13 protein-coding genes and 3 pseudogenes are annotated in these 14,862 nt (G+C 62.2%); 10 read left to right on the forward strand and 6 right to left on the reverse strand.

What is annotated here, in order from left to right; genetic code table 11:
• Window positions 1-268: 268 nt before the first annotated feature.
• The 8 genes and pseudogenes from IV113_RS15600 to IV113_RS15635 all read left to right on the forward strand — a co-directional run.
• Window positions 269-499 (forward strand): annotated as a pseudogene (locus tag IV113_RS15600) (ATP-binding protein); the annotation flags it as partial.
• Between the two features lie 167 nt (window positions 500-666).
• Window positions 667-1,509, forward strand: a complete 843-nt coding sequence (locus tag IV113_RS15605) for an FCD domain-containing protein (RefSeq protein WP_291086757.1) — start codon at window positions 667-669, stop codon at window positions 1,507-1,509.
• A 236-nt stretch (window positions 1,510-1,745) separates the two neighbouring features.
• Window positions 1,746-3,038 (forward strand): CoA transferase, encoded by a 1,293-nt coding sequence (locus tag IV113_RS15610; RefSeq protein ID WP_291086759.1) that lies wholly within the window; start codon window positions 1,746-1,748, stop codon window positions 3,036-3,038.
• Entirely contained in the window at window positions 3,035-4,228 is a 1,194-nt protein-coding gene (locus IV113_RS15615; RefSeq protein WP_291086761.1) for a thiolase family protein, read from the forward strand. Before IV113_RS15610 ends, IV113_RS15615 begins: the two co-directional genes overlap by 4 nt.
• Window positions 4,225-4,386, forward strand: a pseudogene (locus tag IV113_RS15620) (DNA-binding protein); the annotation flags it as partial. The gene IV113_RS15615 and the pseudogene IV113_RS15620, both read left to right, overlap by 4 nt.
• Window positions 4,387-4,407: 21 nt before the next feature.
• A complete protein-coding gene (locus IV113_RS15625; protein ID WP_291086780.1) occupies window positions 4,408-4,665 on the forward strand; it encodes an OB-fold domain-containing protein in 258 nt (85 codons plus the stop codon).
• A 15-nt stretch (window positions 4,666-4,680) separates the two neighbouring features.
• Window positions 4,681-5,154: a MaoC/PaaZ C-terminal domain-containing protein gene (locus IV113_RS15630; RefSeq protein ID WP_291086763.1), complete on the forward strand. Its 474-nt coding sequence runs from the start codon at window positions 4,681-4,683 to the stop codon at window positions 5,152-5,154.
• Between the two features lie 27 nt (window positions 5,155-5,181).
• Complete coding sequence (locus IV113_RS15635) at window positions 5,182-6,339, forward strand: acyl-CoA dehydrogenase family protein (RefSeq protein WP_291086764.1); 1,158 nt, start codon at window positions 5,182-5,184, stop codon at window positions 6,337-6,339.
• 78 nt (window positions 6,340-6,417) lie between these two features.
• On the opposite strand, the gene IV113_RS15640 is transcribed toward IV113_RS15635, so the two are convergent.
• The 5 genes from IV113_RS15640 to IV113_RS15660 form a co-directional block, all read right to left on the reverse strand.
• The gene (locus tag IV113_RS15640; protein ID WP_291086767.1) at window positions 6,418-7,782 is read right to left on the reverse strand and encodes an MmgE/PrpD family protein; all 1,365 of its coding nucleotides are present in this window, start codon (window positions 7,780-7,782) and stop codon (window positions 6,418-6,420) included.
• Window positions 7,779-8,741 carry a tripartite tricarboxylate transporter substrate binding protein gene (locus IV113_RS15645; RefSeq protein ID WP_291086769.1) on the reverse strand — a complete coding sequence of 321 codons (963 nt, stop codon included), beginning with the start codon at window positions 8,739-8,741 and terminating at the stop codon, window positions 7,779-7,781. The genes IV113_RS15640 and IV113_RS15645 overlap by 4 nt, the downstream gene beginning before the upstream one ends.
• A 63-nt stretch (window positions 8,742-8,804) precedes the next feature.
• Complete coding sequence (locus IV113_RS15650) at window positions 8,805-9,158, reverse strand: NIPSNAP family protein (RefSeq protein ID WP_291086771.1); 354 nt, start codon at window positions 9,156-9,158, stop codon at window positions 8,805-8,807.
• A complete protein-coding gene (locus IV113_RS15655; RefSeq protein ID WP_291086773.1) occupies window positions 9,155-10,894 on the reverse strand; it encodes an FAD-dependent oxidoreductase in 1,740 nt (579 codons plus the stop codon). The genes IV113_RS15650 and IV113_RS15655 overlap by 4 nt, the downstream gene beginning before the upstream one ends.
• A 9-nt stretch (window positions 10,895-10,903) precedes the next feature.
• Window positions 10,904-11,881, reverse strand: coding sequence for a tripartite tricarboxylate transporter substrate binding protein (locus IV113_RS15660; RefSeq protein ID WP_291086775.1), 978 nt, complete (start codon window positions 11,879-11,881; stop codon window positions 10,904-10,906).
• Window positions 11,882-12,105: 224 nt separating this feature from the next.
• Between IV113_RS15660 and IV113_RS15665 the strand changes: the two genes are divergently transcribed.
• Together IV113_RS15665 and IV113_RS15670 are read left to right on the forward strand one after the other, a co-directional pair.
• Complete coding sequence (locus IV113_RS15665; RefSeq protein WP_291086777.1) at window positions 12,106-13,434, forward strand: hypothetical protein; 1,329 nt, start codon at window positions 12,106-12,108, stop codon at window positions 13,432-13,434.
• A gap of 1 nt (window position 13,435) precedes the next feature.
• On the forward strand, window positions 13,436-13,870 hold the full coding sequence (locus IV113_RS15670; RefSeq protein WP_363318627.1) for a CoA transferase: 435 nt from the start codon (window positions 13,436-13,438) through the stop codon (window positions 13,868-13,870).
• Here IV113_RS15670 and IV113_RS15675 read toward each other — a convergent pair.
• A pseudogene (locus tag IV113_RS15675) lies at window positions 13,867-14,629 on the reverse strand (IS5 family transposase). The gene IV113_RS15670 and the pseudogene IV113_RS15675 sit on opposite strands and share 4 nt — an antisense overlap.
• Window positions 14,630-14,862: the final 233 nt, after the last annotated feature.

A 14,862-nucleotide genomic window follows, 5' to 3' on the forward strand; every position in this document is an offset into this window, starting at 1 on the left:
CAGCCACGACCACGTCCTACGCGAACTACGCCAATCAGCGGTAGTCTTCATTGGCGCCCGGCGTTCTTCTCCATGGCGGAGATACGGCATGACTGTCGGCCGCAACCACCACAACAAGGTGGAGACAAGAAGATCGCGCCATGACACTACCTGAAAGCGAGTCACAGTCGTAGAGCCGAACAGCGCAGAAGGTGTTCCACTTGACGTCGCTGGGTCGCGCTGATCCTGCCGATCATGTGAATGTTGCTGACGGTTCAGCGAGCACGTCGCCGAGGTGCTGCAAGCCATCTTGCACCAGCGCTACAAGTTGCACCGATCCGTCGTCATCACCGCCAACCGCGTGGTGCAGGACTGAGGCAAATATCTGGGAGATGCCTCCATGGCCACCACCATCCTGGGCCGCCTTATGCACCGCTGCGTAATGCTGGAGTTCGAGGGCAAGAGCTACCGACTCAAAGAGGCAGCGGCACGCATCGCCGTCACACCCGACTCGTCATAATTCGGCGGTCCTGCCTTGGGGAATTTGAGGTGCCCAAGGGTGACGGGATTTGACCTGGCCATCGGGGATGGAAGAGCGCGTTCTCCGTGTGCGATGGCCCAGAGCTGTTTCACTGCGTGCGGGTTTGGTCCTATCATTGAATCCCCCTACAAATGAGCTTGAGCATCTTGGCAACCATCGAACTACCCAGAACTACGCCAGACGCGACCCTGCATGTCTTCCGACCAATTCGTTCTCAGCGTGCATTCGAGGAGATCGCTTCGCAAATCCGCGCCCAACTGTCGGAAGGGAAGCTCGTGGTCGGCAACCGCCTTCCGTCGGAACGGGCGCTGTCCGAGCAGTTCGGCGTATCACGCAACACCTTGCGCGAGGCCCTGCGCTCGCTGGAGCATGCCGGCCTGATACGACTGCAGAAGGGCGCCAGCGGCGGTGCTTTCATTACCGAGGCAAATGGGGACGCGATAGCAACCGGGCTTCTGGACATGTACCACAGCGGCACGATCTCACCCACGCAGTTGACGGAGGCGCGCATTTGGCTCGAGTCGGTCGTTGTACGTGAAGCCTGCCAGCGCGCCACCGCGGAGAAGATCGATCAGCTTCGCGAGAACGTGCGCCAGGCGGAAAATGCGAACGCGAGGGGCGATCTCAATGAGCGCGCCGAGGTGAACCTTGAGTTCCACAGGATCCTTGCACGCATGACGGGCAACCCCGTGGTTGTGATTGTCATGGACAGCGTATTGGCTGTGCTGAGGCACTTCGTTCAGACCATCGGTCCCTACGAGAACTCCTTTGTCCTGCCCTCACGCAAGAGATTCATCAAATTGATGGAATCGCGCGACGTGGATGGTGCGATTGCAGAGATGGAGTCCAGTCTCAAGAGGCTGCAGCGCAGCTATCTGTCTCTGGCAAAGGAGGCGGCTCCCGTCGCTGCCGCGAAGTTGGTGCAGGTGTCAGCCACCGGCTCAGTTCCGACTCGGGCGCGCGCAGCGAGTCCACGCAAACCAAGCTGATCCAAAGTTTTCCGGTAGTTGTGCTCCGCGCACTGATCGTCTGACTGCGTTGCCGCAGGGTGCTGTAGCGCCCCGCGTTCTTCCTAGGGATCTCACAGGCAACCGGCCGGTTGGGTCCGGTCTCCTTCCCCTCCGAATCACACCTACTCGCGCTTGCAAGCCGCTGCAACGGGATGCCTGGCCTTGCCTGATTTAAATCGCGCCGTATAATGGTTCAACCATTGATAGGAGCAACAATGTTTGATCAGCAACGTATCGAAGCCCTGCCTGTCCATCAGAGCGCGCCAGCCTGTGGGGCTGCTGTCCTGGGCGAACTACGGGTGATCGATTTCACCCATTTCGTCGCAGGTCCTCTGGCGACACAGACCCTGGCCGACTTCGGCGCCGACGTGATCAAGATCGAGGCCCCTGAGCGGGGTGACGACTTCCGCCATTACCCGACGGTGGATCCTGCGATCCCGGCCCAGGGCGGTCCCTTCCTTTGGGCCAACCGCAACAAGAAAAGCTTGGCGCTTGACATGAAGAGCGAGGCTGGGCTTCAGGTCGCGAAAGAACTTATCGCCCAAGCCGATGTATTGGTAGAGAACTTCTCCAGCGGTGTGATGGATCGCTTCGGGCTGGACTACGCCACGTGCGCCAGCCTCAACCCGCGTCTCGTGTACTGCTCCATCTCGGCATATGGGCGCGAAGGACCTTACGCCGACCGACTCGGCTTCGATCCGATTGCACAAGCAGAAAGCGGCTTCATCTCGATGAACGGCTACACCGACCGGCAAGGTGTACGCACAGGGGCGGCGGTCATGGACGTCGCGACCGCAATGTCAGCGACCAACGCCATTCTGTTGGCGTTGATGGCCCGCAACCGTGACGGCGTGGGACAGAAGGTGGAGGTGGCTCTGTTCGACACGGCCATCCTAATGACCGGGTTTGGCGCGATGCAGCACCTGACCACGGGCTACGATCCCAAGCGCAACGGAAACGTCAGCCCAGATACCTGCCCATCGGGCGTGTTCATGTCGCTGGACAAGCCTTTCTATATCAACTGCGGCAACGACAAGATCTTCCAGCGCCTGTTTGAACAGGTGCTGGAGCGGCCAGATATTGCATTCGACCCCGTGCTGTCACAGCGCGTCAGACGGCTCGAGCAGCGCGAAAAAATCTTCCAGATCATGGACGAAGCCTTCGCGAAGCAGCCCTGGGGCTACTGGGCCCCGCGGCTGCGCTCAGCGACCGTGCCACACGGACAGGTGCGTACCTTGGGGGAGGCACTCGCCTCGGACGAGGTGCGCTCCCGCGGTCTGGTCACGCGCATACCGCACCCGGTAAAGGGTTGGATTCCAAATATCGCGAATCCGCTGCGGTTGGACCGGACGCCGGCCGTTCAGCCCAAGGCTGCACCATCGATTGGTCAGCACACCGAAGTCGTGCTGCGGGAAACGCTGGGCTACGATGAGGGAGGCATTGCCCAGCTGAGGGCGCAGGGCGCGTTCGGAGTTCCATCCGCTGAACAGGTGAGGGTTGCCGCATGACCCGCCGCGTCGCCCTGATTGGCGCGAGTGCCATTCCCATCGGACGGCACCAGACTCCGGACGACGAGTCGCTGCAGGTGCTCGAGAACGAGATCATGACCCGGCTCGTCGCTGAGGCCGTGCAGGACGCAGGCGTCTCAAAGGAAGACATCCAGAGTCTGGTGTTCACACTCCCGCGGCCATACACGCGCCAGAAGTATTTCCATACCTTCGTGGTGGGCCAGTTGCGGCTGGCCTGCCGCGGCAGCGTGATGGAGGTGATGGGCAACGGAATGACGGCGGCGCTTGCCTTCGACAAGGCCTGCGACGAGATCCTGCTGGGCCGGGCCGAAGTCGCACTCGCGCTGGGCATCAACATGGAAAGCGCCGTATCTGCCGCCGAGCACATGATGAGCAGCATGCGAACCACAGGCGACGTGGACTTTCACACGCCCGCTGGATTTACGCCCATCGCGTGGTACGCGATGGACGCAATGCGCTACATGCACGAGACCGGCGCGACACGCGAGCAGCTCGGTGCCGTGGCGGTGAAAAACCGCCATCACGCCTCGCTCAACCCGCTTGCGCAGTACCGCAAACCGATCTCGCTGGACGACGTCCTGGCCCAGCGCCCCATCGTCGAGCCACTGGGTCTCTACGACGTGCCGCCGCGAGGTGATGGCGCAGCCTGCCTGGTGCTGGCCAGCGAAGACGTCGCGAAGTCGATCGGCCGCCCCTACGCGCTGGTGCGGGGTCGCGGCTTTTACCACGATGGGTCCCATCAGATCAACGATGTTCCCAACGACATGATTGCTTTCGACGCCGCCGCGCGCGCATCGCACGACGCCTATGCGCAGGCCGGTATCACCGCGGCTGATCTCGATCTGGCCGAGCTCTATGCCCCTTGCACGATCGTCGAGGTGCTGGTTACGGAGGCCCTCGGCCTGGTGCCGCGCGGTCAGGGCGCCCGAGCCGCTGCCCAAGGCGAAACGAGCCTGGGAGGCCGTATTCCGGTTTCCACCTCTGGCGGACTGACGTCACGCGGCCATCCGGCCTATGTGACTTCTCTCTACAACTACGTGGAACTGGCAGAACAACTGCGCGGCCGCGCCGGTGAGCGCCAGGTCAAGGGCGCCCGCTTGGGCATCTCGACCGGCGAACTGGGCAACTACAACGCCGCGCTGGTGCATGTTCTGGAGGCAATGACATGACGCAGCTTTCATTCGTGTCGGCCGCGGGCCGGCGGGCATACCCACCGCGAGTGTCCGCATTCACGCAGCCATTCTGGGATGGCCTCACACAGGGCTGCTGGCAGACCACCTGCTGCGATGCCTGCGGCCGCCAAACCTTTCCACCGCGACCCATCTGCCCACATTGCTGGTGTGACAAGGTGAGCTGGAGTCCGCTCTCATCCCGGGGAACCCTCTATTCCTGGACCCGCATCCATGCGGCGCCCGCCGTCTTCGAGTCCGAGGCGCCTTACGCGGTGGGCATCGTCGACCTGGACAGCGGCATCCGGCTGGCCTGTCGCCTGCTGGACTCTACCCACCCCGACTGGAAGCCCGGCATGGCGGTCGAGATGGCGGTCCTGCAGTACGAGGACGGGCCGCTGTTTGCTGCGCGCCCGATCCAGACAGCAACCGATTGATCCAAGGAGCACGATATGCGAGGCAAATGCATTGAAGAATTCGAGGTGGCCCAGGTCGACGAAAGCCGGGCGCGCACCATCACCGAGACCGACGTCGTCCAGTTCTCCTGGATTTCCGGGGACGTGAATCCCATGCACACCGATGCGGTTCACAGCGCCCAGTCGCCGATCGGGCAGCGCATCGCCCATGGCGCGCTTGGGTTGTCCGTCGCGACCGGCCTAAGCGCCAGTCTCGGCTACCTCGACGGCACAGCCATCGCGGCGCTGGGCATCGACGAGTGGAAGTTCCTAAAGCCGATCCTGTTCAACGACACGATCCGGCTGCGTGCCACGGTCGTTTCGGCCCGGCCGACGACCAAGCCGGATCGCGGCGTGCTGGTGCGTCGCATGGATCTGCTCAATCAGCGCGACGAAGTCGTGCAGACCGGACTCATGACCACCTTGGTCCTCACCCACACCGGCAGAGATGCCGTTCTCAACCAGTCTTGAACCCCCATTCATTCCCCGGAGTACGCCATGTCCCAGTCCCTGATCAACATCGCCGGTCTGACCGAAGAACAACGCATGATGCGCGAAGGCGTGCTCGACTTGCTGTCGCGCCATCTCCCCTGGGAGAAGGTGCGAAAAATGGACGAGGCCCGCGAGTTTCCGCACGAGGCCTACAACGCCCTGGCCGAAGCGGGCTACCTGGGCATCTTTTACCCTGAAGAACTCGGTGGCATGGGAGGCAGCTACAAGGACATCGCCGTCTTCCTGGAGACCTTGGGCTACTACTACACCGGCATTGCCCAGGCAGTGACCACCTCGGCAATCTACGCCGGCATGCACGTGGCGAAGTTCGGCTCGCCGGAGCTGAAGCAGGAAATCATCCCCAAGATCGTCAGCGGTCAAGCGAAACTGGCGCTCGCGATGTCGGAACCCGGCACCGGCTCCGACGTCGCCGGCATCAAGACGTCCGCGGTGCGCGATGGGGACGAGTACGTGATCAACGGCAGTAAGGTGTGGATCACTTGTGCACATGTGGCGGACTACCTCGTGGCGATCGTTAAGACGGACACCCAGGCCCGCCACAACGGCATCAGCACCATCCTTGTGCCGACCAAAGCCGAGGGCTTGACGATCCGCCCGCTGTCCATGCTGGGTCGACGTACCAGCCATGCCAACGAGGTTTTCTTCGACAACGTGCGCGTGCCGGCCAGCAACCTGTTCGGCGGCGAAGGCCAAGCCTGGAAGAACATCATGAAAGCCCTGGGTCTGGAGCGTCTGGGCCTGGCGGCGATCTCGGCCGGCCACTGCTTCAAGATCACTGAGTACGCGCGCGACTATGCACACGACCGCATCCAGTTCGGCAAGCCGATCTCGCAGTTCCAAGTGATCCAGCACAAGCTCGCCGACATGATGATCATGGCCGAGACCGCGCGCCAGATGACTTTCCGCGTGGCTGACCTACTGGACGGCGGCTTCCCGGTGGTGCAGGAAGCGTCGATCGCCAAGATCGTCGCGACCGAGAACAACTTCAAGTGTGCCGACATCGGCATGCAGATCATGGGTGGTGCCGGCTACTCCAATGAGTACGACATGCAGATGTTCTTCCGCGACTCGCGCGTCGGACCCATCGGCGGCGGCACCAGTGAGATCCAGCGCAACATCATCGCCAAACAGATGGCCCTGTGATCTGCGAGGAGCGCACAGAAAAGAAGGCCTGCCGGGAAACCGGCAGGCCTTTTCGTATTGGGGTGAGCAGCGCGGCTTTCAGGTCTGCAGCAGAGCGATCCACGCGCGCACGTCGTCCACGGCTTGCAGGTCCAGTGCCTGGTCGGCGAAGCGCCCAGCGCGCGCGCGCCCCAGGACGGGCTCGGCCAAAGAGTGGAACTTCTGTATCACCTCCGCATCCCGAAGCGGCTCCTGCGGCGAGCCGCGCGGCGCCGATACCGCTTGCACCCTGACCTGCCCAGCACCATCCGTCATTTCGATGCTGCACTGGTGGTAGTGTGTAAGCGCAGGGTCTGGGACCACGCGGATCCGTTCCATCATCGCGAGAACCTCCGGCCGCCGCAGTTGTTCAACCAGGGCGATGCTGTGCTCCGGCAGGATCACATCGGCGCCGCAGGCCACCAGGGCGAGGCAGTACTGCAGGTGAAAGCGCGCATCGTTGGGCGAAATCGGCAGGCGGTCCTTGCTCACCACGTCGGCCACGTACGGTGCCACGCGAAGTGTGATGCGCATCTCCTGCAGCGCGCTGCCCCTCGCGCGCAGTTTTCCCAGGGCATCGACTGGAGCGTGCAGGTAGCCGCAGCAGGCGTGCAGCTTGCGGCGAGGTTGCGCCAGGGCCCAGCGTCCTTCCCAGGCGGTTGCATCGAAGCCGCCGGCGGTAGACGCGGTGGCGAAATAGCCCAGCTGGCTGTCCAGCAGATCCGCCGGCCCAGTCATGCCGGCGCGTGCGTAGTGCGCCGCGGTGATGCCGACATCGGCGGGCTGGGCGCCGAACAGGAATGGCTTGACGGAGCCTCCGTTACCGAAGATTACCTCGGCAGGGCACCAGCCCGCCAAGGCTCCGGCGATGGCGAGGGCGTGCAGCGTCTGCTCCTTGTTCAGCGCGAGCAGGTGGGCTGCCGCGGCCGCTGAGCCGATGCAGGACGGTATGCCCACCGGGACCAGCGCCATCTCCGTGTAGCGGCGCAGTGACGGATAGACGGCTTCGTAGACACGCGTGGTTACCTCGACGCCCCGCACCACAGCTTCCAGCACGCGCGTCCCTGGCGCACCCGATATTTCGCCCAGCGCCAGAGCCGCGGTGACGTTTCCGATGCTGGCGTGCCCGCCGATCAGGTCATTCAGTTCGAGCACGTCACCCAGATAGCCATTGATGCGCACCGCGCCTTGCAGCGAACGCCGGTGCGGCGTGCCGAAGACCGTGGCGGCCTCGTCGGCGGAGGCCGGCTCGCACGCGAGGACCAGACGTGCCTCCTCTGTGCGGGTCCCGGCCAGCGCGCAGCCAACCGTATCGAGAATGCAGAGGCGGGCTTGGCGCTGGACCGACTCCGGAATGTCTGGAAAGGTCATGGCGCTCGACTGACGCGCGAGTTGTCGCAGAGTGGAGTCGGCGCTGGCGCTCATTCCTTCTCGATCCCCGCCTGCTGTGCGACAGCAATGTACTTGGTCATGTCCTTCTTCATCTCCTCGGCATAGGACTGTGGAGACAGCACGGTGCCCTCCATGCCCAATCGGGTGTACAGGGCCTGAAGCTCAGGCGACTTGGCGGCCTCGGCAATTTCCTTGTGCAACCGATCAACCACAGCTTGGGGCGTGCCTGCGGGGGCTAGGATGCCCAGCCAGCCATTGAAGGCGAAGCCCTTGTAGCCCAGTTCCTGCATAGTGGGCACGTCGGGTAGGCTGGGTGTGCGGTTCGAGCCGAGCATGGCCAGGGCGCGTATACGCTTGCCCTGCAGCAACGGACCGGCCGCGCCCAGCGCATCCGGGTTCACGGTAAGCCGTCCCCCCAGCAGCTCGGTGGCGGCTTGCGCGGAGCCCTTGAAAGGCACGCCCAGCAGGTCGATACCGGCTTGGTAGTTCACAGCTTCCATGGCGATGCGGTACAGGCCGGCCGAGTTGCCATAGGTCAGGGTGTTGGGCGCTTTCTTGGCCGCAGCGACCAGGTCGGCGACGCTGCGGATGGGCGAGTCGTGTGCAACCGTCAGCAGCAAAGGCGTATTGGCCATGGTTGCAACCGGTATGAACTCCTTGAAAAGGTCGAACGGCACGCTCTTGGAAATGATGGAAGGCACCACGGTCGAGGAGACAGTTGCTATGACCAGCGTGTAGCCGTCGGCCTTGCTTCGCGCCACTGTCTGCATGGCGATGCCGCCGTTTGCGCCCGGCTTGTTTTCCACCACCACGGGCTGCCCCAGCGCTGCTTCGATCTTTTGGGCGATCGCACGTGCTGTCACATCAGAACTGGAACCGGGCGAGAACGGGGCAACCAATCGGATCGGCTGGGTCGGGTAGGGAGCCTGAGCGTGTGCGCTGGCGGCCGCGAGGACCGTGGTCAGGACGAAGGTGCGTCGGGCTAATTTCATACTTGTCTCCTCTTTCGGGCCCAAAAAAGCCACCGGTCCCTGGCGGGTCCCGGTGGCGGGGTTCTATTTGGATGCGTTTGCAGGCGCCAGAGGCACTGCGCGGATCAATCGCGTCTCCTGCGCCGTGATCAGGTGGCCGGAAGCAGTCAGGTAGGCAGCAAAGGCGGGGTGCGTGTCGCGGGCCTGGCAGCGCCTTTCGTAGTCGGCCAGGTCCTCGTAGCCCCACAAGTGCACGAACTGGTTCTGCGGGCCGACCAGGCTTGTGTAGAAGCCCAGTGGATGCCCCAGCGTTTCCAGCAAAACCGGCATTGCCAAGCGCTGGAAGACCTCTAGGAACTCCGGCATCTTGCGCAGCACAATGGTGTATGTGCGGTGGTCGACCAGCGGCCAGGTGGGCGGAATCAGAGGCGTGTTCATGCCGCGAGTCGTTCCTGTGTGGCCCGCTGCGCAGCCTCTACCTGGCCAGCAGCGACGTCGGCAATGTGGTTGGCTGTGACGTAGCCGAAGGTCATGTTGGGACCGTGGGTTATGCCCGCACCCGGATAGTTGCCACCCATGATGCTGGCGCGGTCGTTGCCCACAGCGTACAGGCCTTTGATCGGTGTACCGTCACGGCACAGCACCTCGCCCACGACACTGGTTGTGATGCCGTCGAAGGTTCCGAGGTCGCCCATGACCACCTTGATGGCGTAGAACGGACCCTGCTTGACGGGTGCGACGCAGGGGTTGGGCTTGTGCTCCGGGTCAGCGAGGTAGCGGTTGAAGCTTGTGCTACCGCGACCAAAAGCGGGGTCCTCTCCGTGCACGGCATCTTGGTTGTACTCGCGTACGGTCTGCTCCAGACCGACAGCATCGATGCCGGCACACACCGCCAGTTTGGCTAGGGTGCTGCCTTCGAGCAGGTAGCCGTTGCGCACGAAGCCCCCGATCGGGATCGGCGCGGGTTTTACATACCCCAGGCCGTACTTCGACAGTGCTACTTTGTCACAGACCAGCCACATGGCCGTTTCCTTCATCCCTGCGCAAGCTTTCACCATGGCCGCGCCCACGTCGTGGTACGAGTTGGATTCGTTGGTGAAACGGCGACCATTGGCGAGCACGCCGATCATGCCCGGCTTGTAACGGTCCAGAAGGTGCGGAAAAACGCCTATTTCGCCATTGCCAAACTCGACGCGAGTCACCGGCATCCAGGCTGCAGGTTCGGGGAAGCGAATGTCCACCACGCCGCCCGCAGCCTCGGCCATGTTGAGCCCGTCACCCGTGTTGCTGGTGGGTGTGGGCGAGAGGTGCTCGTGGCCTCGCTTCACGTGCGGATAGGCCTTAGCGATGCGCTTGACGTCGTGCGGAAATCCGCCAGTGGCCAGCACAACGCTGTGACGCGCCGTAATGCGCTGATCCCCACCCGGGCCGGCCGCAAGCACCCCGACCACTCGCTCGGCCTCCATCAAGACCTGTTTGACTGGCGTGTCCGTGAGGATCGGGATGCCCAGATCGAGCGCAGATTTCGCAAGCCGAGCCGCCAGTGCATTGCCGCTGGTGACCTGTACCGCGCGTTGGTACAGCGCAAGGTCCTTGAGGTGGCTGGCAAGTCGCTTCGCCACATAGACGAAGGACGTCAGCGACTTGGTAGCCCGAAAGAAGTGCTTCAGGTCGGCATTGGATGAGTTGAACATCATCCCGATGAAGGTGATCGTCTTGAGCGGTGGCTTCAGCCGCGCCATGTGCTTGCCCAGACCGCGGATGTCAAAAGGGGCTGCCAGGATCGAGCGGCCAATGTCCGCGCCACCCGGGGCTGTCGGGTGGTAGTCCGGGTAGAGCGTGGGTAAGAACTGCATCTCCGTCTCGCGCTCGAAGAAGTCCACCATGCGCGGGCCGTTGTCGATGAAGCACTGCACGGCCTCCTCGTCATAGAACCGGCCCGTTTCGGCCTGCATGAAGGTGCGAACCGCTTCGGTTGAGTCGTCTGGGTTCTGCTTGCGTCCGTGGTGGCTCAGGGGAATCCACAGCACGCCCCCCGACAGCGCCGTAGTGCCCCCGAAGACAGGCTCCTTCTCCAAGACCACCACGTCAAGTCCGCGCTTCTTCGCAGTGATCGCGCAAGAAAGCCCGGCGGCGCCCGAGCCAACAACGATGAGATCGTATTCAGTCTTCACGCGTCGACCTCACTCCGCCTTGATGCCGAATTTGCTGATGACATCCCTCAATTGAGCGGATTCTTCTTTCATCATCCTCGCGAATTCGGCTGGCGTCGACGTCTGCGGCATGGCCCCGGTAGGCTGGAGCTTGTCGCGAATGGCTTGGTCGTCCATGACGGTCGTGACCGCGGCGTTGATCTTGGCCACAACTTCGTCTGGCGTCCCCGCAGGAGCGAGCAAGCCGAACCAGATTTCGGAGGTGAAGCCGGGTACGGTCTTGTTAATGGTCGGCACACCTGGGAGCAGGGTCGTGGGATTTGCGGTGCCAACGCCCAGCATTTTGATATTGCCCTGTTGCACCTGACCCAGCATCGCGGATGAGGGTGTGGTCAGAAGCATCTGCACCTCTCCTGTCCTGACAGCCATCGTGGTCACAGCCTCCCCCCTGTATGGAATATGCTCCACTTTTATGCCTGCCATCTGCGCGAAGCGGGCGGAAGCGACATGACCGAACGAAGCAGGACCAGCAGACGCGTACTGGATTCCTTGCGGTTGGCTGCGGGCGTACTGAAGGAAATCTGTCAAGCCATTGGCGGGGACGGATTTACTGGTCACCAGAACCATGGGAACGGTGGTCACCGTGGTGATTGGTTTGAAGTCCTTGAGTGTGTCGTAGCCAGCTTTGTCGTTGACCAGCGGTGCTATCAAAACGCCGGAATTGGGAAACAGTAGGGTGTACCCGTCGGCTTTGGATCGGGCGACAAATTGCGCCCCGATTGCCCCGGATGCCCCGGACTTGTTGTCCACAACCACTGGCTGCCCCAGAAGTTTGCTCAGCTTCTCCTGGATCATGCGCACCTGTCCATCACTGGTGCCGCCAGCGGGATATGGCACGACGATGGTGATGGGGCGGGAGGGGAATGTGTCGGCTTGAGCGAAGGCCGTGCCTATGCTCAGGAATGTCAACGCCAGGATCATCGTGTTTTTGCTTGTGCTCGTATTCATGTCTCTTGTCTCCTTGTGGTGGTGAGGTAAGGTTGTCGTCGAATTCGCAATAGTTCAATGGTTGATCCATTAATTGTATAGTAGAGCCATGCGGAATTCAAGCCACCTGAAAACCCTGGTCAACCGTCGAACGCACGCAATCCCCCGCCGTGAGGGTTAAGGTGCAGCCACGGACGCCACCTCCTTCGGTTACCGTTGACGTCGCATTGATGTGTGCCATCCCTGTGTTGACGCTCGTCGACCTGCTCAGCGCAATACGCTGGACGCTGTGGTGCATCGCTCTGGTGACTGCAGCGTTCATCGTGCGGCAGGCAGGTCATGTCTCAATGCCGGTGCGACGGACTTCTGCACTTTTGGCTCTCGTGACTGCGCTGCTGCTGCCGATGCTGCCTGATCCGGGTGCTGCGCTGGGGCGGGGTGTGCGAATCGGCGCGCTGATAGCTTCGCTTCTTGTCACTATCAACCTGCTGTCGCGAGCTGCCGCACGTGTGCCGCGCGTGCGCGTCTTGCTGGAAAGCCTGCACCACGTTTCGCCCAGCAGGCGATATGGCACCCTGAGCCTGGCCAGCCAGTTCTTCGGCGGATTCCTCGGTCTCGCAGGGATAGCCATGATGATGGAATCGGCCGCCGGGCAGAAGAAGGTCGGCTACCGGGAAAAGCTGTCGTCGTTTTCCGCAGTGACTCGCGGCTATGCAGCACTGAGCCTCTGGAGCCCGATGTACAGCAACATGAGCATCGTGCTGGCCATGTACGAGGGCGCTCACTGGGCCGGCGTGCTCCCCGTGGCGCTGGTTGTGACAACGCTTTTCATAGTGCTCGGTGTCGTGCTGGACAGACTGTCCGGAGCCCATCGGCACGCCCAAGCCGATGCTTCTGCCGTAACCGCGAAAGAACTCGTGCACCAAGGCTGGCCAGTGCTTCTGGGCATGCTCGGCTTCCTTTCCTTCATGGTACTCACCAGCCGCGGGCTGGGTCTGCCGATTTCTGCTGTGATTATTGCTGGCGCACCCGTCGCGGCTTGGTTGCTGAATGCCCACTTGCACGGCGGTGGCGCCCCGGCGTACGGCACGGCAGCGCGCCAGGTGTTGCTAGACATGACGAGCTTTCGCGTCATGGCCGGCGAAGTGATGATGTTCATGGCATCGGGCTGCGCGGGAATCGTGATCGGCAGCGCGATCCCGAACGCTTGGACCGCAACGATTGCCGCCGCAGTCGCAGGCTCGCCGGCACTTGCCTGTCTGACGGTCTCCGGAGCTATCGTCCTGATGTCGGCCAGCGCCCTCCACCCTATGCTGAGCGCCGTCATCGTCGGCGCGAGTCTCGGACCTGTGCAGCTGGGGCTCCCAGTGCTTGCACACCTAAGTGCAGTGCTCGTCGGCTGGAGCCTGGCGATCATCGTCACGCCCTTTTCGGTAGTGAGTGCTCTCGCCAGTCGCTGGTCGGGTATTCCTGTTCTCGTGATCAGCCTTCGGGCCAACGCCACGTTCGTCCTGCTGGCACTCGGCCTCTCGGCTTGCATGCTGGGGTTGCTTGCCTGTTGGATGCAGCGTTGAAATGAAAGAGCAAATGCAGAGCAGTCTCTCATCGTCCGTCAGCGGTCCGCTGGCTGGCGTGCGCATCGTCGAGTTTGCTGGACTCGGGCCTGGGCCTTTTGCCTGCATGCTGCTGACAGGCTTGGGCGCGGACGTTGTGCGCATCGACCGTGTGGACGCGCCGCCAGTCAACCCGCTTGACATCGTGGGACGGGGTCGCCGCACCGTGCTTATGAATCTCAATGACCCCGAGGCGATCGAGCAGGTGCTGCAGTTGCTCGAACACGCCGGTGCGGTCGTGGAAGGCTTCCGACCCGGTGTCATGGAGCGTTTGGGATTGGGGCCCGAAGTCGTAGCCCTGCGCAATCCGCGCCTGATCTATGGCCGTATGACCGGCTGGGGCCAGGATGCCCCCTTGCACAGGCAGCAGGGCATGGCATCAACTAGGGCCTATTAACACAACCGCAGACCATCAGCGACGTGCGCGAAGCTGATGAAGCCCAGGAACATGAGGTCGAGTTTCTCGAACCGCGAGAAGATGCGGCTATAGCCTTTGAGCCGACGGAACAAGCGTTCGACCTCGTTGCGGCGCTTGTACATCTCGCGGTCGTACTCCCAGGCTCAATGCGCGTCTTCATTGGTGGCACTACAGGAAGGAAACCCAGATCCAGTGCCAGCTGCCGCGTCTCGTTGCCTTCGTAGGCACGGTCCCTCAACAAATGCACCGGCCTGCTGGTCGTCCCAAGACTACTGAGCAGGCATCGGCTTTCAGGAGCATCGTGCGCTTGTCCAGGCGACAGGTAGAACGTCACGGCCGTTCGAGCATCCGCTGCAACCATATGAATCTTGGTGTTCCATCCGCCTCGGGACTTTCCGATGGCTTGTGGGCCGTTTTTTTTGGTGCCCCCGTGCCATCGGGATGGACCTTGATGCTGGTGAAGTCCAGCGAGACCGCTTCGATCTTGACATGCACGACCTGTGCACGCTGCAACTCCTCGAACATGCGATCCAGGACGCCGGCTTTGGTCCAGCGATTCATGCGCGTGTAAATCGTGTGCCAGTTGCCGAAGCGTTTGGGCAGTCCGCGCCACTTGCAGCCATGCTCGGCCACATAGAGAATCGCATTGACCACCTACAGGTTGCTCAGGCTGACGTTGCCGCGCTGCCTGGGCAGGCAGTGCTCAATGGTGGCGAATTGTGCGGGCGTGATCTCCATGCCCGAGATTTTCCGACGAGATCGCCTCGATCGCCATTAATGTTAAGGAAGGTCTGCAAAACACCCGCTGCAGCGTGAGCTGAGACGATGAATTTCGGATGACGATATTGAAGTCGGGTTCGGATGGTTTGCAAAGAGGGGGTGCGGACGAAAACTTGGACTACCAGGAGGTAGTCGACCCTGAAGAATCCCCGGAGCCCGCATAAACACTGGACTTTCGGGTGATTGCCGAT

The sequence above is a fragment of the Hydrogenophaga sp. genome (genome assembly GCF_018780385.1).
Classification (GTDB): Bacteria; Pseudomonadota; Gammaproteobacteria; order Burkholderiales; family Burkholderiaceae_C; genus Hydrogenophaga.

Excerpts from the sequence above, each read along its gene's own strand:
- IV113_RS15635 (WP_291086764.1), top strand. The coding sequence starts at position 5,182 with ATGTCCCAGTCCCTGATCAACATCGCCGGTCTGACCGAAGAACAACGC.
- IV113_RS15670 (WP_363318627.1), top strand. The coding sequence starts at position 13,436 with ATGAAAGAGCAAATGCAGAGCAGTCTCTCATCGTCCGTCAGCGGTCCG.
- IV113_RS15610 (WP_291086759.1), top strand. The coding sequence starts at position 1,746 with ATGTTTGATCAGCAACGTATCGAAGCCCTGCCTGTCCATCAGAGCGCG.
- IV113_RS15640 (WP_291086767.1), bottom strand. The coding sequence starts at position 7,782 with ATGAGCGCCAGCGCCGACTCCACTCTGCGACAACTCGCGCGTCAGTCG.
- IV113_RS15630 (WP_291086763.1), top strand. The coding sequence starts at position 4,681 with ATGCGAGGCAAATGCATTGAAGAATTCGAGGTGGCCCAGGTCGACGAA.
- IV113_RS15650 (WP_291086771.1), bottom strand. The coding sequence starts at position 9,158 with ATGAACACGCCTCTGATTCCGCCCACCTGGCCGCTGGTCGACCACCGC.
- IV113_RS15660 (WP_291086775.1), bottom strand. The coding sequence starts at position 11,881 with ATGAATACGAGCACAAGCAAAAACACGATGATCCTGGCGTTGACATTC.
- IV113_RS15645 (WP_291086769.1), bottom strand. The coding sequence starts at position 8,741 with ATGAAATTAGCCCGACGCACCTTCGTCCTGACCACGGTCCTCGCGGCC.
- IV113_RS15615 (WP_291086761.1), top strand. The coding sequence starts at position 3,035 with ATGACCCGCCGCGTCGCCCTGATTGGCGCGAGTGCCATTCCCATCGGA.